Origin of the sequence: Cryobacterium sp. PH31-AA6, assembly GCF_030063195.1 — a bacterium.
Taxonomy (GTDB): domain Bacteria; phylum Actinomycetota; class Actinomycetes; order Actinomycetales; family Microbacteriaceae; genus Cryobacterium.
On the sequence record NZ_JASISS010000008.1, the window covers coordinates 39,167 to 57,080 of the forward strand.

Below are 17,914 nucleotides of genomic sequence, written 5' to 3' on the forward strand. Positions count from 1 at the left end.
TCCTGGTGGAATGCGAATTAGCGTGAAGGTGCGACGGTGCCGGGAAGGGGCAGGTTTGTGGTTCGGCTCCGACCGCGGAACTCCGCGACCGGCACGTTGTGGTCGTTGGTGACGCGCACGTCGTAGAGACCCGAGCGCCCGCTCTTGGTGCGTAGTACGGCGGTCGCGGTGAGGGTCTGTCCGGCGGCCGTCGGCTTGAGGAACGTGATGTCGGCGCCCGACGCGAGTGTGACGTGGTGGTCGTCGTTGCAGGCGATCGCGAATGCGGTGTCGGCCAGGGCGAAGACGATGCCGCCGTGGGTCACGTCGAACCCGTTCATCATGTCGTCCCGCAGGAGCATGGAGACCACCGCACGGCCCGGTTCCACCCCGCGAACGACCATGCCCAGAGCTGCCGAGGCCCGGTCGTTCTGCATCATGGCGCCGTTGGAGGGCGGTGGAGCATCCGTCATGTGGTTCTCCTCATTGAGTTCCGCTGGCCGCAACACATGGTTGTGGGGGTAGTAGGGAAACCATATACTAACTGAACGATCGGTTGGTAAAAGTTCGCGAAACCAGGAGTCAATGATGACAACCCCGCCAGTTCCCTACGATATTGCCCCGAGTGCCGCTACCGTGCTTTCGCCGGAAGAGCAGCAGTTCAACGACCTGATCGCCGCCGATTCGAGGATCGAGCCGCGCGATTGGATGCCGGAGGCCTACCGCAAGACCCTTGTGCGTCAGATCTCCCAGCACGCGCACTCCGAGATCATCGGGATGCAACCGGAGGGCAACTGGATCACCAGGGCACCCAGCCTCAAGCGCAAGGCCATCCTGCTGGCGAAGGTGCAGGACGAGGCCGGCCACGGGCTCTACCTCTATTCCGCGGCGCAGACCCTCGGGATCACCCGCGACGAGATGACGGATGCCCTGATCGCCGGCAAGGCCCGCTACTCCTCGATCTTCAACTACCCGAGCCCGACCTGGGCCGACATGGGCTCGATCGGCTGGCTCGTCGACGGCGCGGCAATCTGCAACCAGGTGCCGCTCTGCCGGGCCTCCTACGGACCGTACGGGCGCGCCATGGTGCGCATCTGCAAGGAGGAGTCGTTCCACCAGCGTCAGGGCTTCGAAATCCTGCTCGAGCTGATGAACGGCACCGACGAGCAGAAGGCGATGGCCCAGGACTCGGTGAACCGCTGGTACTGGCCCGCCCTGCAGATGTTCGGCCCGCCCGACGACGACTCGCCCAACTCGGCGCAGTCGATGAAGTGGAACATCAAACGGTTCTCCAACGACGAACTGCGCCAGCGCTTCGTCGGGATGCTGGTGCCGCAGGCCGAGGTTCTCGGCGTGACGCTGCCCGATCCCGATTTGCGCTGGAACGAAGAGAAGGGTGCGTACGACATGGGCGAAATCGACTGGACCGAATTCCACGAGGTGCTCCAGGGCAGGGGGCCGGCGAACGCGAGGCGCCTCCAGCGCCGCCGCGACGCCCACGAGAACGGCCGCTGGGTGCGCGAGGCCGCGGCCGCGTACGCCCGCAAGCAGGCCGCGAAGCTGACCGAGACGGCGGTCGCCTGATGAGCGCACCCGGTGCATCCGAAAAAGAGGTCTGGCCCCTCTGGGAGGTTTTCGTGCGGTCGAGCCGCGGCATCAGCCACACCCACGTCGGTTCGCTGCACGCCCCCGACGCCACGCTGGCGGTGCGCAACGCCCGCGACCTCTATACCCGCCGCAACGAGGGCGTCTCGATCTGGGTGGTGCCCGCCGAGGCGATCACCACGAGCGATCCGGATGCGAAGGGCGCCTTCTTCGAATCGCCCGCCGGCAAGAACTACCGCCACGCGAGCTACTACTCCAAGAGCGAAGGGGTGAAGCACCTGTGAGCGCACCGAGCAGCACGGATTCCGTCACTGAAGCGGTCACTGAAGCCGGCACGAATGCCCCCGACCGCGGTCACGACCACGGCGAGAACGAGGGCCACGGCCACGTCGAGGTCGACGGCGTCGAACTCTCCGCCGAACTGGTCGAGGGCGCCTCGGTCGCTTCCCGCGACGTCGCCGAATACGCGCTCTGGCTGGGCGACGATTCCCTCGTGCTCGCCCAGCACCTGGGCTGGTGGATCTCCCGGGCCCCGGAGCTGGAGGAGGATATCGCCCTGGGCAACATCGCCCTGGACCTGATCGGCCACGCCCGGTCGCTGCTGCACTACGCCGGGGCGGAATCGAACCGCACCGAAGACGACCTCGCCTACTGGCGGACCGAACCGGAGTTCCGCTCCGCGCACCTCTTCGAGCAACCCAACGGGGACTTCGCGCACACCATCGCCCGGCAGTTCATCGCCGCGAACTATCTGTTCGAGCTCTACAGCCGGCTGGCCGGCTCGGCCGACGCAACCCTCGCCGCGATCGCGGCCAAGGCGGTCAAGGAGGTCGACTACCACCGCGACCACGCCGCCCAGTGGGTGCTCAGGCTGGCCCTGGGCACCGAGGAGTCCCGGTCTCGGATGATCTGCGGGCTCGGCGACCTGTGGCCGTTCCTGGACGAGCTCTTCGTCGACGAGCCCGTGATCGACCGTCTGGAGGGGGTGGCCGTGCGGCCGTCCTCCCTGCGCGGCCCGGTGGAAGAGGCGATGGCGCCCGTGCTCAGGGAGGCCGAGCTGGACGAACCACGCGGCTTCATCTGTTCCGGCGGCGGTCGCCGCGGGGACCACTCCGAGAACCTCGGCCCCCTGCTCGCCGAGATGCAGGTGCTGGCGCGGGCACACCCCGGGGCGTCCTGGTGACCGAGATCAGCCCGGCTCCCGGCCCCTCCATCGCCCGGCCGCGACCGACCGACCCCGCCTCCCGGCGGGCCTGGGACCTGGCGGCCAGGGTGTGCGACCCGGAGATCCCGGTGCTCACGATCGAAGACCTCGGCGTGCTGCGCTCGGTCACGGTCGACGGCAGCCGAACCACGGTCACGCTGACCCCGACCTACAGCGGATGCCCCGCGATGGAGGCCATGCGCGACGACGTGCTCACCGTATTGCGCGGTGCCGGCTACGACGACGTCACCGTTGACCTCGTTCTCGCCCCGGCCTGGACCACCGACTGGATGAGCGAGGAGGGCAAGGCCAAGCTGGTGACGTACGGCATCGCCGCCCCCACCGGTCGCTCCGGTGTTCGACCGGCCGGTGCCGTGCGCCTCCAGCTGGCGGTCAAGTGCCCGCGCTGCTCCTCTCTGAATACGCGGGAACTCGCCCGCTTCGGTTCGACGTCCTGCAAGGCGCTCTACGAGTGCCGGGACTGCCTCGAACCGTTCGACTACTTCAAGGTGTTGTGACCATGGCCGCACGAAATCTCGGCAGTACCGATTCCGGCACGACCGTCCTCGACGAGAGCCTTCCGCCGGCAGTGAGTGAGGATGCCCCCGGCGCCCCGGCCGGCAAACGCCGCGGCCGGTTCCACACCCTCACGGTCGCGGAGGTGCGACCGCTCACCTCGGACAGCGTCGAAGTCACCTTCGCCGTTCCAGCCGAGCTGCACGGGGAGTATGACTACGACCCCGGGCAGCACCTCGCCCTGCGTGCCACCATCGACGGGCGGGAACTGCGGCGCAGCTACTCCCTGTGCCGGCCGCGCACGGCCGGCTCGGTCAGCGTCGCCATCAAACGTGACCTCGGCGGCGCCTTCTCGAGCTGGGCCAACACCGAGCTCAAGGCGGGGGACCGGCTCGACGTGATGAGCCCGCAGGGCACCTTCACGACCGCCCTGGAGACTCTCGACGACACCCACATCGTCGGCATCGCGGCGGGAAGCGGCATCACCCCGCTGATGTCGCTCGCACACACCGTGCTCGAGCGGTCGACGACCTCCCGTTTCACGCTGGTCTACACGAACCGCACCGCGATGGACGTGATGTTCCTCGACGAGCTCGCCGATCTCAAGGACAGGTACCCGGCCCGGCTGGCGCTGCACCACGTGCTCTCCCGCCAGACCCGATCCTCGACCCTGCTCTCCGGCCGGATCGACGAGGAGAAGCTGCGGCTCATGCTCGCGAGCATCATCCGGCCGGCCGCCGTCGACGAGTGGTTCCTCTGCGGCCCGTTCGAGCTCGTGCAGCTGTGTCGTGACACGCTGCAGAGCGTCGGCGTCGCGCCGGAGCACATCCGGTTCGAGCTGTTCACGACCGGTGAACCGACCCACGCCACGGGCGACACCGGTCGTCCGGTCGTCGTCGGGGCGGGAGACAAGACCTTCGAGATCGAATTCACCCTGGACGGCGAGAGCGCCACGGTGACGACACCCGTCAACGCGAACGAGAGCATCCTCAACGCCGCCCTCCGGGTGCGGCCCGACGTGCCGTTCGCCTGCGCCGGGGGAGTGTGCGGCACCTGCCGCGCCAAGCTCGTCAGCGGCGACGTGACGATGACGGAGAACTACGCGCTCGAGCCGGATGAGCTGGCCCGCGGTTACGTGCTCACCTGTCAGTCGCACCCGACGACCGACAAAGTCGTCGTCGACTACGACGTCTAACAACCAGCCCGGAAAGGCCACCATTCGTGATTGACCTGAGCATCCGCGACGACGTCGCACACGTTGTCCTGAACGCCCCCGACCGGCTCAACGCGCTCGACGGGGCGGCGATCGCCGAACTCGATGCCGCCTACGTGGCGGCGGAGGCCGCAGGCGTGCGCGCCCTCGTGCTGCGCGGCGAGGGCCGGGCCTTCTGCGCCGGGCGGGACATCGCGGGCGTCGACCCGCGGAGCGACGACGTGATGGGTTTCCTGGGGGGACTCGTCACGCCCCTGCTCACCCGCATGGCCGCCTTTCCCGCGCCCACCTTCGCCCTCGCACACGGCGCCTGCCTCGGCGTCGGTCTCGGTCTGCTCATCGCAACGGATGTCGTCTACGTCGCCGATACTGCCAAGATCGGCTCCCCGTTCGCCAACCTGGGTGCGACGCTCGATTCGGGCGGGCACGCCCTGTTCGTCGAGCGGCTCGGTGCACACCGCACCCTCGACCTGATCTACTCCGGCCGGCTGATGTCGGGGGCCGAGGCGGTCGCCGCCGGCCTGTTCAGTCAGGTCTTCCCCGCCGATGAGGTGCAGGCGGCGACCGAGGCCGCCGCCGCGCACGCGGCAACCGGCGCCACCCAGGCCTTCCTCGCCAGCAAGGAGCTGGTGCGGGCCCTCCGCGACGACCGACTCGGGCTGTGGGAGAGCATCGCGGCGGAGAACCGCGCCCAGGCCGCGCTCTGCGCCACCGCGGACTACCGGGAGGGCTTCGCCGCCTTCCAGGCGAAGCGCCGGCCCGCGTTCACCGGGCGGGGCTGACCCGGAGAGCTGAACGCCTTCCGCGCTTCCCCGGTACCGCCTATCGAAGGCGCATGATTCGCAGCACAATGAGGCGATGGCTGCCCACTCGACTGACGCCGCCCCCGACGACGCCCCCGCCGAGGCCGCCCCCACCGTGGAGGGCGACTCCACCGCGCCGCTTGCCGTTCACGTCCAGATTCTCGCGACCGAGCATTGGAGCCTCCTCGCCTCGCGAACCACGACGCAGGCGGAGGTCCTGACCAGGATCACCATCTTCCTGACGCTCGTGTCCGCCGGGCTCGTCAGCCTCGCCCTGGTCGGGCAGGTGACGAATTACTCCGAGTCGTTCGTGTTCTTCGCGATCGCGGTTCTTGCGGTCATCCTGGTCATCGGCGTTTTGACCCAGCTTCGGGTCTTCAACGTCGGGCTGGAGGACCTGATGTACGTCCTGGCCATGAACCGGCTCCGCGGCGCCTACGTCCGCCTCGATCCCGCGGTCGCTCCTCTTCTGATGACCTCGACACACGACGACCGGGCCGGCGCAGAGAGCACCTACTATTTCCTCGGTCGTCGGCGCGGGGCCAGTCATTTCTTCGGGAGCAGCATGGCGTTGATCACGCTGGTGAACGGGGCGCTGGTCGGCCTGCTGTGCTCCGCGACGACCGGGGTGCTCCCCGTTTCGCTCGAGGTAGTGATCGTCATCGCCGCCGCCGCGGGGCTCGCGTACACGATTGTCACGCTCTGGGTCGGGAAGCGGCGGTTTGAGCGGACCTGGGAAGACTTCAGGTCGCGGTTTCCGTCCCCGGAGTAGGCCGCCGTTGTGACTGCACGGTGCGCGCGAACCGTGGAGTCGCCGCATCTGATTCGACGGCGTGTCGTTCCCGCGAACACCGATGACGAAATCGTAGGATCCAAATATCTGCGGCTCGCTAGTGAGACGCGGCATCCGTTCGGATTCTCCGTCGCAATTCGGGTTTGCGGCCGACGACCAGAACGATGAGTCGCTGTGGGGCTGCCTCGGGTGGCTGCCCCACAGTGACATTTGCCGGTGAGATCCGGCAGTGTCTGTCCTCAGGGAGAACCGCCCGAGGCGCCGCGCGCCCCGTTCGTCTAGGACGCGGCGGGCGTGGACGCTCCGCCCAGGTAGGCGTTGTGCACCTCGGGAAGCTCCACGAGCTCGGCCGGCGTTCCCGTGAGCGCCACCCGCCCGCGGTGCATGACCACGGCGCGGTGCGCGATCTTGAACGACGCGTGCACGTTCTGTTCCACGAGCAGCACCGCGATCTGCTTCTCGACGCAGAGCCGGGAGAGCACGTCCATGATCTCGGCGACGACCTTCGGCGCCAGGCCGATGGACGGCTCGTCGAGCAGGATCGCCGTCGGCTCGGCCATCAGACCGCGACCGATGGCCACCATCTGCTGTTCGCCGCCGGAGAGCGTTCCGGCGGCCTGTCCCATCCGGGTGCGAAGCCGGGGGAACAACTCGAGGATCGAATCGACGTCGCCGCGGCCCTTCTTCGTCCAGGCGCCCAGCATGAGGTTGTCGCGCACAGACAGGGTCGGGAAGCACAGTCGGTTCTCCGGCACATGGGTCAGGCCGAGCCCGGCCATCTTCTCCGTCGGCCTGCCCGTGATGGTGCGGCCCTCGAGGGTCACGGTGCCCGCGGTGGGCCGGATCAGGCCGCTGATGGCACGCAGCAGGGTTGTCTTCCCTGCCCCGTTCGATCCGACGACGGCGACGATCTCGCCACGCGCCACCTGGAAGCTGACGTCGTGCAGCACGCCGAGCTTTCCATAGCCGGCATCCAGGCCGGAAACGATGAGCGTCATACGTGCTCCTCCAACTCGTTCAGGTCGGCTTCGGCCTCGTCGAGGTCCGTGCCCAGGTAGGCGACAACCACGGCCGGGTCGTTGCGAACCGACTCCGGGTCGCCGTGCGCGATGAGCACACCGTCGTCGAGCACCGCGACGTGGTCGGCGAGGGACATCACCTGCGCCACATCGTGCTCCACGAGCACGATCGTGAGTCCGGCGCTCCGGAGCCGCCGCAGCAGCTCCGCCATCACCTCGCGTTCCGCACCGGACAGGCCGGCCATCGGTTCGTCGAGGAGGAGGAGGGCCGGCTCGGCAGCCAGGGCCCGGCAGACCTCCATCATCCGCTGCTTGCCGAACGACAGGTCCGAGGCCGAATCGTCGGCGGCATCCGTGAGCCTCATCGACTCCAGGATCTCGTAGGCGGCGGCTCGGTGCGCGGTCTGTTCGGCCGACTGCAGGCCCAGCATGCCGCGGAGCACGCCGGCGGTTCCCTGCCGGTACCGGCCCATGTACACATTGCCGACGACGTCCGTCGAGGTGAACACCTGCAGGTTCTGGAACGTGCGGGTCAGTCCGTGCGAGGCGGCGACGTTCGGCTTCCGGCCGGAAATGACCTGGCCGAGGAACGTCACGGTCCCCGAGGTCGGCACCAGGGCGCCGGAGATCATGTTGAAGCAGGTCGTCTTGCCCGCCCCGTTCGGCCCGATCAGACCGAGGATGGTCCCGGCCGGCACGGTGAGGTTCACCTCGTTGACGGCGACGACGCCGCCGTACCGCTTGGTCAGGCCAGAGATCTCGAGGATCGGTTCCCCGAGCGCGACGGGAGTGCTGACATTCGGGAGGATCGGGATCGTGAAGTCGTCCTCCGTGGCCTGCGCGTGCGCGTCGGCGGGTGGCCTTCTCCCGGGGAACGGGAGCTTCGCCCACAGGCTGGTAGCCGCCTGGTGGAGGCCGCCCGGGAGGAGCAGGATCACCAGGATCAGCACGATGCCGTAACCGAGCAACTGCACCTCGCCCGTGGCACCGGGGAAGATGGCCGGGATGGCGTCGCGCATGCCCTCGCCGAGGAACTGCACGAGGAATGCGCCTGCCACGGCACCCCAGACCGATCCGAGGCCGCCGATGACGACCATCAGCAGGATCGACACCGACAGGTGGAATTCAGCGGTCGCCGGGCTCACGATCGCGACCTGGTAGGCGTAGAAGACACCCCCGAGACCGGCGAATCCGGCGGACAGCACGAAGACCTTCAGTCGCAGCGCGTAGGTGTTGACGCCGAGGCTCTCCGCGGCGAGTTCGGAGTCGTTGACGGCCGAGAGGGCGCGACCGGCGCGGCTACGGGTGAGGTTGAGAGCCAGGATCAGTCCGATCACCACGAACGGGGTGAGGAACCAGAGGAAGAACCCGTTGTTGTCGATCGGCACGCCGAGGACGGTGGGGCGGGCGATTCCGTAGATGCCCGTGGTGCGCCCGGTGACGTCCCATTCGCGCACGCCGATCATCACGATGAAGCCGAGCCCCAGCGTCGCCAGCGCGAGGTAGTGGCCCCGCAGGCGCATGATCGGAAGGCCGACGAGAAAGGCGACCAGCATGGCGGCGAGAACGCCGATGGTGGCCGCGACCGGGCCCGGCAGATGGAGCTTGGTCAGCATGATCGCGTGCGTGTACGCACCGATCGCGAAGAACGCGGCCTGCCCGAGGCTGACCTGTCCGGCCAGACCCATCAGCAGGTTGAGCCCGATGGCCGGCAGGGCGAAGATCATCGCGAACACGACGATGTTCATGGCCGTGGAACTGGCCGTGAAGGGGAACACGATCATCAGCACGACGAGGATGCCGCAGCCGATGATCGTGCCCTTGTTGTTCAGCCAGAAACGTGCCCAGGGGGACAGCATCCCGGCGAGGGCTGGTGTGGTTGCCTGTGTCATTTTCGCTACACCCTGACCGCTGTCGGCTTGAGAACGAGGCCCTGGGGACGGACGACGAGCACAAGGATGAGGATGAGGAAGGCGGCGCCGTCCCTCAGGCCGGAGGCGACATAGCCGGCCACGTAGGCCTCGATCATGCCGAGCATGAGCGCCCCGACGATCGCAGCCCGGAAGGAGACGAAGCCGCCGAGGACGGCGGCGACGAAGCCCTTGAGGCCGAGCAGCACGCCACCCGACCAGAGCGAGAGATAGATCGGGGAGGACACCACACCGGCGACCGCCCCGACCAGTCCGGCGATGGCGAAGGCCAGCACGGACGCGGCGACCGGGGAGATCCCGACGATGCGCGCTGCAACGGGTTGCTCCGCACACGCCCGAAGCGCCTTGCCCCACCGTGACTTCTCGTAGAAGAGCACGATCCCGCCGCCGACGACCACGAGGGCGCCGATCATCCAGAACTCCTGTGAGCGGATGCTCACCCCGCCGATGAGGACGTTGGTCCCCGGGAACCGGGGCACGCCCTTGGCCTCCGGGCCCCAGATCAGCAACATGATCGCCTGCAGCAGCGTCGAGACGCCGAGGGTCAGGATGATGGAGATGAGCGGAGTCAGCTTCTTCACCCTCGCGATGATCAGCCGCTCCATCGCGATGGCCACGAGGGTGACCGTGAGAATGGCGACCAGGATCGCCAGGAAGAGCGGCATGCCGGACGCGGTGAGCCAGGCGGAGCCCAGTCCGGCCAGCATCGCGAACTCGCCCTGGGCGATGTTGATCACGTGGCGCACGGTGTAGACGGCGATCAGGCCGACGGCGAGCAGGGCGTACACAGATCCCTGTGAGAGCCCTGCCACCGTCAACTGCAGGAAATCAGTGAGCACGATCAGTCCTTGAGGAGGTTCCAGCGACCATCCTGAGCCTCAGCCAGGATGAGTGCGGAGGCATCGAGGCCCGAGTGGTTCTTCGCGGTCATCTTGAAGACACCGGAGATGCCGGTGAACTCCGCCTTCTCCAGCTCATCGCGCAGGGCGGCGGGGTCGGTGCCGACGGCGTCGATCGCGTTGACCGCGATGTGCCAGGCGTCGAACGCGTGGCCGCCGAAGGTGGAGGGCTGCTCGCCGTAGGCCGCGCTGTAGTCGGCCTGGAACTTCTCGATGACCTGGCGCTGGGGGTTGTCGGCCGGAAGCTGGTCGGTCACGAGCAGGCGACCCATCGCCGCGATGGCGCCGTTGGCCGCGTCACCGGCCGTGTCGAAGAACGCCTTGTTGGCGATGCCGTGCGAGTGGTAGACCGGCTTGTTCACGCCGAGCTGCACGTAGGCCTTCTGGGCCAGGCCCGCCGACGGGTTGATGCCCCAGATGATGACGGCGTCGGCGTCAGAGCCGCGCACATTGGTCATCTGCGGGGTGAAGTCGGTCGCGCTCGGCTCGAAGGACTCGGTCGTGACGAGGGTGATGCCTCGGTCAGCGCCGAGCTGAGTGATGTAGTCCGCGATCCCTTCGCCGAACCCGGTCGCGTCACGAACGAGGGCCAGCTTGGTGTAGCCCTTTTTCTGGGCGTCATTGAGGATGGTCTCGAGCACGCTGACGTCGTTCTGCGTGGTCTTGAAGACCCACTGGGAGTCCGCGACGATGGCCACGTTGGCCGCGACGGAGATCAGCGGGATTTTCGCTGCTTCGGCCAGGGGTCGCATGGCCAGGCTGGGTCCGGTGCGGGACGCGCCGATGATGATGTCGACCTTCTCGCTCTCGATCAGCTTGCTGGTGGCCTTGGCCGCGCCGTCCTCGGTCGACTGGTCGTCGAGGATGATCAACTCCACGTCGCGGCCGCCGATGCCGCCGTCGGCATTGAGCTGCTTGGCGAGCATGGTGAGCGTGTTCTGCTCCGGGACGCCGAGGCTGGCGCCGACGCCGGTGACGTCGAGGACGGCGCCGATCTTGATCGGCCCGCTGTCTCCGGCTGGGTCTGCGGGGCTGCTGCCGCCGAGGTTCGAGGTGCTGCAGCCGGCCAGCGCAAGGGCTGTGACGACGGCAATCGGCGCGATGAAACGCAGACGAGACTTCTTCATTGGAATCTCCTTCAGAGGGACAGATAATTAGTGACCGACCAGTCGTTCACTAATTCAGGTGTGGCCTGACAGTATCCCGGGGAGGCCGCGCACGGCAAGGGCCCAGGCCGGACCGGACGTAACGAGTGGGTAACCCTGCACCGCGGGTCAGGCCGCGGCGAGCATCCCGGCGGCGATGAGCGCGGCCGTCAGACCCAACCACTGCACGGGGGCGATGCGTTCGCGCAGCACGAGCGCCGCGAGCAGGATGGTGCCGGCGGGGTACATCGCCGTGAGCACGCTCATCACGCTGAGATCCCCTGCCCGCATCCCGAGAAGCAGCAGGAAGTTCGCGACGACATCGACCACGCCGCAGGCCACCGCCAGGCGAAGCCCCACGATCAGCGTCGTGCGTCGCAGGACTACCCCGGCGCCCGAGCCGGGAGCGTGCGCCGAACCCGCGCCGCTCGCCGCGCCGGCCGGCGGCATCCGTCGCCGACGCAGGCCGACCAGGGCCAGCACGCCGACGAGGGTGAACATAATCGCCCCGTTCACGGCCCGATTAAGCACCAGTGGCACCAACCCGCTGTCGGTCGGGGTCAGGTCGATCATGATCATGAACGCACCGATCATCGTGCCGGAGCCCAGTGCCATCAGCACCCCGATCGTGCTCGGACGCACGGCCCCCCGCTCGGGCACGAAGCCGACGAGCACCACGGCGACCAGGGCAAGGCCCAGCGCCCAGTAGCCGATCGGGGCCAGCTTCTCGCCGCCGGCCAGCCCGGCCACCATCGGCACGACCGCGGAGGCGACCGCCGTGAGCGGGGACAGGATGCTCATCGGCCCGATCGCGAGGCAGGCGTACAGGAGCGAAATGGCAATGGCGCCGCTGACCCCGGACAACGCCCCCCAGAAGACGGCTTCGGGCGACCAGACACCGCCGACGAACGGCAGCGCGAGCAACAGAGCAGCCAGGCCGGAAGCGGCAGCGACCGCCGTGACGACCATCGCGCTCATCCGCTTCGCGGCGAGCCCGCCGAGGAAGTCGGCGCTGCCGAAGATGAGCGCTCCGATGAGGCCGAGTGCCGCTGTGAGCATGAGAAGCCCAGCTTAGCGACCGGCGCCCGGCCGCCACTCCCCGCGGACGGTTTAGGCTCCTTCCATGAGAAAAAACAGGGTGGCGCACGCCGTGAACGCCCGGCGCTGGTCGGTCGGGGCGCTCGCCGGGGCCGCCGTCGTCGCGGCTCTGGTCGGCTGGTCCGCCGCGCCGGCGTTCGCGCACAACTCCCCGATCGGCTCCTCGCCGGCCGATGGTGAGGTTGTCACGGAGCAGCCCGGTACCTTCACGGTGACCCTGAACGATGAGCTGATCGACCTGCACGGTGAGGGCTCCGCGAACGCCATGGCGATCCGGGGACCCGCCGGCGCGGCCGCACCGCTCTATTACGGCGACGGCTGCGTCACCCCGCTCGGGCCGAGCATCGAGACGAAGGCCCAGCTCGGCCAGCCGGGGGAGTACACCGTGATCTGGCAGGCCGTCTCCACCGACGGGCACTCCGTCTCGGAGGAATACACCTTCACCTGGCAGCCCGCGGCCGGCCAGGAGCTCGCCGAGGGGTCGCCGGCCCTGCCCGCCTGCGGGAGCACGACGACGGCCGGAACGGATGCCACGGCATCCGCACCGGCCGGCCCGGGCACCGGCCTCGCCGACCTGGCCTGGGTCGGCGGGGCGCTCGGCGCCGTGGTCCTGGGAGTCGGCGGCACCCTGCTCGTCGCCCACCGGCGCGGCCGCAAGCCGTGACCGGGGCCCGATTCGTCGGCAGGCCGTCGGAGGTCGCGGGTAGAGTTACCGGGTGAGTTGGAACGCCGAAATACCGTGGGATCCTGACGAATTCGAGCCACCCGAGGATTTCGACGCCCCGCCCCCGCCGGAGGGGTACGGCGACCCGGCATTCGCCGGGGCGCCCGGCCTGCCCGCCGGCGCCCGTCAGCCGGTCGCCGCGCCGCGGCGAGCCACCGCGAAGTTCGCGACCGCCGCCGACGCGCTGCGTACCGTCTTCGGCTACGACTCGTTCCGGGGTGAGCAGGCCCAGATCATCGACCAGGTCATCGGCGGCGGCGACGCCGTCGTGCTGATGCCCACCGGCGGCGGCAAAAGCCTCTGTTACCAGATCCCGTCGCTCGTGCGCGAGGGCACCGGCATCGTCATCTCCCCGCTGATCGCCCTGATGCAGGACCAGGTCGACGCGCTCACCGCCGTCGGGGTGCGCGCCGCGTTCCTCAACTCCAGCCAGGACTCCGCCGCGCGCGGCCGGGTCGAACGGGACTACCTGGCCGGCGACCTCGACCTTCTCTACGTCGCCCCGGAGCGGCTCTCCTCCGAGGCCACCAAACGTTTCCTCGACCGCGGCACCATCGCACTCTTCGCCATCGACGAGGCCCACTGCGTGTCGCAGTGGGGGCACGACTTCCGGCCCGACTACCTCGCCCTGTCCGAACTGGCCGACCGCTGGCCCGACGTGCCGCGGATCGCGCTCACGGCGACCGCCACGGACGCCACCCACAAAGAGATCACCACTCGCCTGCAGTTGGGTGAGGCCCGACACTTCGTCGCCAGCTTCGACCGGCCGAACATCCAGTACCGCATCGTCGGCAAGGCGGAACCGCGCAAGCAGCTGCTCGCCTTCATCCGCGCCGAGCACCAGGCCGACGCCGGAATCGTCTACGCCCTCAGCCGCAAGACCGTCGAGCAGACCGCCGAATTCCTCCGCCAGAACGGCGTGAACGCGTTGCCGTACCACGCCGGCCTCGACCAGGGACTGCGTGCCCGCACCCAGTCCCGGTTTCTCCGCGAGGAGGGCGTCGTCATCGTCGCCACGATCGCGTTCGGCATGGGCATCGACAAACCCGACGTGCGCTTCGTGGCCCACATCGACCTGCCGAAGTCGGTCGAGGGCTACTACCAGGAGACCGGCCGCGCCGGCCGTGACGGACTGCCGTCGACCGGCTGGCTGACCTATGGCCTGCAGGACGTCGTGCAGCAGCGGCGGATGATCGACGAGTCGCCCGGCGATCTCGCCCACCGTCGCAAACTCTCCGCGCACCTCGACGCCATGCTCGCGCTCTGCGAAACCGTGAGCTGCCGCCGGGTGAACCTGCTGCGCTACTTCGGCCAGCCGAGCGAGCCGTGCGGCAACTGCGACACCTGCCTCGAGCCGCCCGTCGGCTGGGACGGCACGGTGGCCGCGCAGAAGCTGCTCTCCACCGTGGTGCGCCTGCTCCGGGAGCGCAGCCAGCGCTTCGGTGCCGGGCAGCTCATCGACATCCTGCGTGGCAAGGTGACCCCGCGCACCACCCAGCACGGCCACGACCAGCTGGCCACCTGGGGGATCGGGGCCGATCTCAGCGACCAGCAGTGGCGTGGTGTCGTGCGCCAGCTGCTGGCCCAGGGGCTGCTCGCCACCTCCGGCGAGTACGGCACGCTCGTGCTCACGGATGCCGCGGCCGAGGTGCTCGCCGGGCGTCGCACGGTCGAGCTGCGCACCGAGCCGGAGCGGGCGGCCCGCCCGGCCGCCGGAGCCAGGAAGAGCGCGGCGAAGGCCGCCGCCGCCGACCTCAACCCCGAGCAGGAGACCCTGTTCGAGGCGCTTCGAACCTGGCGTTCGGCGCAGTCGAAGGAGCAGGGGGTGCCGGCCTACATCATCTTCGGCGACGCGACCCTGCTCGCCATCGCGGCGACCCGGCCGGGCAGTCTGGCCGAACTCGACGGGATCTCCGGGGTCGGCGCCAAGAAGCTGGATTCCTATGGCGCGGCGATCCTCGAGGTCGTCGCGGCCGGCGCCTGAGTCGCTCTCTCAGGAGTCGGGCGTCCGGGCACCCGGGACCCCGAACACTCCGCGGGACGCGGTGAACGCGCGGAGGGCCTCAGCGGGCGCGGTGCACGGTAGATCCGGATAGCGGGCACGCGCGTCGTTGACGCCACCGGAAAATGTCAGATCGGAACGGTCCATCGCGAGTGCGGCCCGCGCTTGTCTGCCCAACTCGGGGCGCAGACGCCCGATTGTGGCGGCCATCGCATGCAGTGCGGCACGCGGGATGTGCCGGGGGTCCGAGCCGCCGCGGTGCGCAACCACCATCCGGGCGAGCTCGTTCATGGTGAGGTCGACCGGTCCGCCGATCTCCAGCGTCTGGCCGCGGGTCGCCGGATCCAGCGTGACGCGCTCGACCAGCGCGGCGACGTCGCCCACCGAGACGAAATTGATCGGGTTCCGTCCGTGACCGAAGACCAGCGCACGATTCGTCCGCCCGGCCGTGTCGGCAAGGATCTCGATCCACAACTCGAGGAATGCCGTAGATCGCACCACGGTGGCGGGCACCGTGGTGGAGGCCAGAAATGCCTCGGCGGCGTGCTTCATCCGAAACAATTCGAAGGGGCTGTCCGGTGCGGAACCCACAACCGACATCAGCACCACCTCGGCGCCCGCCGCTCGGCCGGCGACGATCAGGTGCGTGTTGCCACCCAGGTCGACCGTCGTCGGCGACACCCCTCCCGGTCCGGCGAAGCCGTGAACGGCCGACACCACGGCATCGACACCGGCCGCGGCCGCCAGGGCGCTGGCCGGGTCGCGCACATCACCGGTGACCAGCTCGATTCGCTCACCGGCCAGATGCACGGCGCGCCGCGGATCGCGCGTCATCACCCGCACGGTAACCCCGCGAGCGGCGAGACCCTTGACGACGAGCGTGCCCAGCCGACCGGTGCCTCCGGTGACCAGCACCCGGGAGATCATGACGCCGTCCTCCCCTCGACCTGGCGCCGGACCGCTGCGTCGACGCCAACACCGGCGTCGTCGACCGGCTCCAGGAAGAACCGGGCCGAAGCGATCAACCCGTCGGTGACGCGGAAGACAACCACCCCCCGCAGCAGATGGATTGTGCCATCCCGCCGCGTGCCGGTGTGCTCCCATTCGACCCACACCATGTTGCCTGACACGGCCGAGGCGACGATCTCGGTTGAGACGTCCGGTATCGCCGCCACGATCTGCGTCCAGTTGCGTCTCACCTGCTCGTTGCCGACAAAATTGCGCACCGGATGCGCCGGCGTCTCGTTTCGATAATCCGCGGCGAAGCAGGCGACGATCGCGTTGATATCGTGCGCGTTCGTCGCGACTCGCAACCGCTCTACCACCGCGCTCGGATCTGTTTCCCGTGCCGGCAAGGACATGACGCCTCCGATCCAAGACCGGCCCCGGCGCGGTCATGGCCTCGTGACGCCGCGTGGATTGACGATCTTATCTGTTCCAGTAGACTAGATTCATTCTATAGCCATGGAGTCGATATTGGATACTGTCAATCCTCGCCGCTATGACGCCAGCCGCAGGCGCGAACAGGCTCGCCTCACTCGCGAGGCAATCGTCGCCGCCGCGCGGAAGCGATTCCTGGCCGATGGCTTCACCGCAACGACGCTGGCATCGATCGCGTCCGATGCCGGCACATCGGTCGACACCATTTACAAATCCTTCGGTGGAAAAGCCGGGCTCCTGCGGCTGATGTGTGAGGACGCCCTCAAGGGCGAAGGCCCTGTCCCCGCCGAACGGCGCTCCGACGCGATGCAGGCCGCCGAGGCCGACCCTCGAACGATGCTGCGTGGACTCGGCACACTCACCACGGAGGTCGCGCCTCGCATCGTTCCCCTGCTCCTGCTGTTGTCGAGCGCGGGTGAGACCGATGACTCGATGGCTCAATTGCGTGCCGACTTCGACGCGTCGCGCCTGGACCGGATGACCCACGTGGCCCACAACCTGGCACGCAGGACTCAGCTGCGCCCGGGCCTCTCCGTCGACGAGGCAGCCGAGATCTTATGGGCATACAGTTCGCCCGAGCTGTACAGCCTCTTCGTCCTCAACCGCGGCTGGCGCCCCGAGCGCTATGGCGAGTTCGTCGGCGAATCCCTCGTCGACGCCCTCCTGGGTGATGCGCCACGGACACCGACACCGAGCCGCTCCACACCGGACCTGAGCGGACCTGAGCGGACCTTGCCCCCTGGCTCGACTGATACGACACTGGTGTCACCATCACAGAACACCTAGTGGTCGGGGAGGTCATGGACTGGACGGCTTACTACGATGCTCAGGCCGGCCGAGCCGTGCGATCGGTGCTGCTGGCAACCCTCCGACTGCGCGGAGACGCCGAGGCCGGGGTCGCGCTCGACATGGGCAGTGGCGACGGCGTGGAGACCCGTCATCTGCTGTCCCTCGGCTGGCGGGTGCACTCCTACGACGCCGACCCGGTGGCGCGAGAACGGCTCACGACCGGGCTCGACCCCGGCGCGCTCTCGCGGTTGTCTTTCAGCTCGGCTCAGTTCGAAGAGCTCACCGGCCTTCCGGAGGCCGACTTCGTGTATGCCGGGTTCTCTTTGCCGTTTTGCGCGCCCTCAGCGTTTCCCGGGCTGTGGGACGCCATCCGTTCCGCCGTGAAACCGGGCGGTCTCTTTGCGGGCGAGTTGTTCGGTCCCCACGATTCCTGGGGGTCGCGCACGGACATGAACTTCCATGACCGGGAACAGGTCGCCGGGTTGCTCGCCGGGCTGGGGGTCCTCAGCCTCGTCGAGGAGGACCGCGAGGGCCAATCCGCCTTCGGCCCGCGACACTGGCACGTCTTCCACGTCATCGCACGCAATCCGCCGGCACCGGCCTGGCCCGGCGCGCACCCCGAACAGCCTCCGAAAGCAGAGGTTTTGTCGGTATGAGTGACCCGAACCGCAATACGGTTGTGGATTCCTACAAAGCGGATGCCGGGGTCGGCACGCTTCGTTGTAGCCCCGTCACGCACCATTTCCGTGTGCCC

Annotated in this window: 19 protein-coding genes; 11 read left to right on the plus strand and 8 right to left on the minus strand. The window is 68.5% G+C overall.

The genetic code is table 11. The features are described 5' to 3' along the window. Nucleotides 1-17: 17 nt before the first annotated feature. On the minus strand, nucleotides 18-452 hold the full coding sequence (paaI, locus tag QMG61_RS07960) for a hydroxyphenylacetyl-CoA thioesterase PaaI (protein ID WP_283493806.1): 435 nt from the start codon (nucleotides 450-452) through the stop codon (nucleotides 18-20). 112 nt (nucleotides 453-564) lie between these two features. On the opposite strand from paaI, the gene paaA reads away from it, so the two are divergent. The 7 genes from paaA (at nucleotide 565) to QMG61_RS07995 (ending at nucleotide 6,092) form a co-directional block, all read left to right on the plus strand. After that, nucleotides 565-1,563, plus strand: a complete 999-nt coding sequence (gene paaA / locus QMG61_RS07965; RefSeq protein ID WP_283493807.1) for a 1,2-phenylacetyl-CoA epoxidase subunit PaaA — start codon at nucleotides 565-567, stop codon at nucleotides 1,561-1,563. Further along, nucleotides 1,563-1,868 (plus strand): 1,2-phenylacetyl-CoA epoxidase subunit PaaB, encoded by a 306-nt coding sequence (gene paaB, locus QMG61_RS07970; protein ID WP_134509343.1) that lies wholly within the window; start codon nucleotides 1,563-1,565, stop codon nucleotides 1,866-1,868. The genes paaA and paaB overlap by 1 nt, the downstream gene beginning before the upstream one ends. Further along, nucleotides 1,865-2,767, plus strand: coding sequence for a 1,2-phenylacetyl-CoA epoxidase subunit PaaC (gene paaC, locus QMG61_RS07975; protein ID WP_283493808.1), 903 nt, complete (start codon nucleotides 1,865-1,867; stop codon nucleotides 2,765-2,767). Before paaB ends, paaC begins: the two co-directional genes overlap by 4 nt. Nucleotides 2,768-2,772: 5 nt before the next feature. Beyond that, entirely contained in the window at nucleotides 2,773-3,306 is a 534-nt protein-coding gene (gene paaD / locus QMG61_RS07980; protein WP_283493881.1) for a 1,2-phenylacetyl-CoA epoxidase subunit PaaD, read from the plus strand. A gap of 2 nt (nucleotides 3,307-3,308) precedes the next feature. Continuing rightward, nucleotides 3,309-4,499: a 1,2-phenylacetyl-CoA epoxidase subunit PaaE gene (paaE, locus tag QMG61_RS07985; protein WP_283493809.1), complete on the plus strand. Its 1,191-nt coding sequence runs from the start codon at nucleotides 3,309-3,311 to the stop codon at nucleotides 4,497-4,499. Nucleotides 4,500-4,525: 26 nt separating this feature from the next. Beyond that, nucleotides 4,526-5,299 carry an enoyl-CoA hydratase/isomerase family protein gene (locus tag QMG61_RS07990; protein ID WP_283493810.1) on the plus strand — a complete coding sequence of 258 codons (774 nt, stop codon included), beginning with the start codon at nucleotides 4,526-4,528 and terminating at the stop codon, nucleotides 5,297-5,299. A gap of 76 nt (nucleotides 5,300-5,375) precedes the next feature. Next, nucleotides 5,376-6,092, plus strand: coding sequence for a hypothetical protein (locus QMG61_RS07995; RefSeq protein ID WP_283493811.1), 717 nt, complete (start codon nucleotides 5,376-5,378; stop codon nucleotides 6,090-6,092). A 299-nt stretch (nucleotides 6,093-6,391) separates the two neighbouring features. Here QMG61_RS07995 and QMG61_RS08000 read toward each other — a convergent pair whose 3' ends face one another. The 5 genes from QMG61_RS08000 to QMG61_RS08020 form a co-directional block, all read right to left on the minus strand. Then, nucleotides 6,392-7,111, minus strand: coding sequence for an ABC transporter ATP-binding protein (locus QMG61_RS08000; RefSeq protein WP_283493812.1), 720 nt, complete (start codon nucleotides 7,109-7,111; stop codon nucleotides 6,392-6,394). After that, complete coding sequence (locus tag QMG61_RS08005; protein WP_283493813.1) at nucleotides 7,108-9,024, minus strand: branched-chain amino acid ABC transporter ATP-binding protein/permease; 1,917 nt, start codon at nucleotides 9,022-9,024, stop codon at nucleotides 7,108-7,110. Before QMG61_RS08005 ends, QMG61_RS08000 begins: the two co-directional genes overlap by 4 nt. 5 nt (nucleotides 9,025-9,029) lie before the next feature. After that, nucleotides 9,030-9,902 carry a branched-chain amino acid ABC transporter permease gene (locus QMG61_RS08010; RefSeq protein WP_283493814.1) on the minus strand — a complete coding sequence of 291 codons (873 nt, stop codon included), beginning with the start codon at nucleotides 9,900-9,902 and terminating at the stop codon, nucleotides 9,030-9,032. Between the two features lie 2 nt (nucleotides 9,903-9,904). Then, entirely contained in the window at nucleotides 9,905-11,089 is a 1,185-nt protein-coding gene (locus tag QMG61_RS08015; RefSeq protein ID WP_283493815.1) for an ABC transporter substrate-binding protein, read from the minus strand. Between the two features lie 147 nt (nucleotides 11,090-11,236). Continuing rightward, nucleotides 11,237-12,166 carry an EamA family transporter gene (locus QMG61_RS08020; RefSeq protein ID WP_283493816.1) on the minus strand — a complete coding sequence of 310 codons (930 nt, stop codon included), beginning with the start codon at nucleotides 12,164-12,166 and terminating at the stop codon, nucleotides 11,237-11,239. A 64-nt stretch (nucleotides 12,167-12,230) separates the two neighbouring features. Here QMG61_RS08020 and QMG61_RS08025 point away from each other — a divergent pair, with 64 nt between their 5' ends. Together QMG61_RS08025 and recQ are read left to right on the plus strand one after the other, a co-directional pair. After that, nucleotides 12,231-12,869 carry a copper resistance CopC family protein gene (locus QMG61_RS08025; protein ID WP_283493817.1) on the plus strand — a complete coding sequence of 213 codons (639 nt, stop codon included), beginning with the start codon at nucleotides 12,231-12,233 and terminating at the stop codon, nucleotides 12,867-12,869. A 52-nt stretch (nucleotides 12,870-12,921) separates the two neighbouring features. Beyond that, nucleotides 12,922-14,913 (plus strand): DNA helicase RecQ, encoded by a 1,992-nt coding sequence (gene recQ, locus QMG61_RS08030; protein WP_283493818.1) that lies wholly within the window; start codon nucleotides 12,922-12,924, stop codon nucleotides 14,911-14,913. A 9-nt stretch (nucleotides 14,914-14,922) separates the two neighbouring features. Here the strand turns inward: recQ and QMG61_RS08035 are convergent, their stop codons facing one another. Beyond that, nucleotides 14,923-15,858 (minus strand): SDR family oxidoreductase, encoded by a 936-nt coding sequence (locus tag QMG61_RS08035; protein WP_283493819.1) that lies wholly within the window; start codon nucleotides 15,856-15,858, stop codon nucleotides 14,923-14,925. Next, on the minus strand, nucleotides 15,855-16,292 hold the full coding sequence (locus tag QMG61_RS08040; RefSeq protein WP_283493820.1) for a nuclear transport factor 2 family protein: 438 nt from the start codon (nucleotides 16,290-16,292) through the stop codon (nucleotides 15,855-15,857). The genes QMG61_RS08035 and QMG61_RS08040 overlap by 4 nt, the downstream gene beginning before the upstream one ends. Before the next feature lie 115 nt (nucleotides 16,293-16,407). Between QMG61_RS08040 and QMG61_RS08045 the strand changes: the two genes are divergently transcribed. Both QMG61_RS08045 and QMG61_RS08050 read left to right on the plus strand, forming a co-directional pair. Beyond that, nucleotides 16,408-17,157, plus strand: coding sequence for a TetR/AcrR family transcriptional regulator (locus tag QMG61_RS08045; RefSeq protein WP_283493821.1), 750 nt, complete (start codon nucleotides 16,408-16,410; stop codon nucleotides 17,155-17,157). A gap of 14 nt (nucleotides 17,158-17,171) precedes the next feature. Continuing rightward, a complete protein-coding gene (locus tag QMG61_RS08050; RefSeq protein WP_283493822.1) occupies nucleotides 17,172-17,816 on the plus strand; it encodes a class I SAM-dependent methyltransferase in 645 nt (214 codons plus the stop codon). Nucleotides 17,817-17,914: the final 98 nt, after the last annotated feature.

Excerpts from the sequence above, each read along its gene's own strand:
- paaI (WP_283493806.1), bottom strand. The coding sequence starts at position 452 with ATGACGGATGCTCCACCGCCCTCCAACGGCGCCATGATGCAGAACGAC.
- paaA (WP_283493807.1), top strand. The coding sequence starts at position 565 with ATGATGACAACCCCGCCAGTTCCCTACGATATTGCCCCGAGTGCCGCT.
- paaB (WP_134509343.1), top strand. The coding sequence starts at position 1,563 with ATGAGCGCACCCGGTGCATCCGAAAAAGAGGTCTGGCCCCTCTGGGAG.
- paaE (WP_283493809.1), top strand. The coding sequence starts at position 3,309 with ATGGCCGCACGAAATCTCGGCAGTACCGATTCCGGCACGACCGTCCTC.
- QMG61_RS07995 (WP_283493811.1), top strand. The coding sequence starts at position 5,376 with ATGGCTGCCCACTCGACTGACGCCGCCCCCGACGACGCCCCCGCCGAG.
- QMG61_RS08000 (WP_283493812.1), bottom strand. The coding sequence starts at position 7,111 with ATGACGCTCATCGTTTCCGGCCTGGATGCCGGCTATGGAAAGCTCGGC.
- QMG61_RS08005 (WP_283493813.1), bottom strand. The coding sequence starts at position 9,024 with ATGACACAGGCAACCACACCAGCCCTCGCCGGGATGCTGTCCCCCTGG.
- QMG61_RS08015 (WP_283493815.1), bottom strand. The coding sequence starts at position 11,089 with ATGAAGAAGTCTCGTCTGCGTTTCATCGCGCCGATTGCCGTCGTCACA.
- QMG61_RS08020 (WP_283493816.1), bottom strand. The coding sequence starts at position 12,166 with ATGCTCACAGCGGCACTCGGCCTCATCGGAGCGCTCATCTTCGGCAGC.
- QMG61_RS08025 (WP_283493817.1), top strand. The coding sequence starts at position 12,231 with ATGAGAAAAAACAGGGTGGCGCACGCCGTGAACGCCCGGCGCTGGTCG.
- QMG61_RS08035 (WP_283493819.1), bottom strand. The coding sequence starts at position 15,858 with ATGATCTCCCGGGTGCTGGTCACCGGAGGCACCGGTCGGCTGGGCACG.
- QMG61_RS08040 (WP_283493820.1), bottom strand. The coding sequence starts at position 16,292 with ATGTCCTTGCCGGCACGGGAAACAGATCCGAGCGCGGTGGTAGAGCGG.
- QMG61_RS08050 (WP_283493822.1), top strand. The coding sequence starts at position 17,172 with ATGGACTGGACGGCTTACTACGATGCTCAGGCCGGCCGAGCCGTGCGA.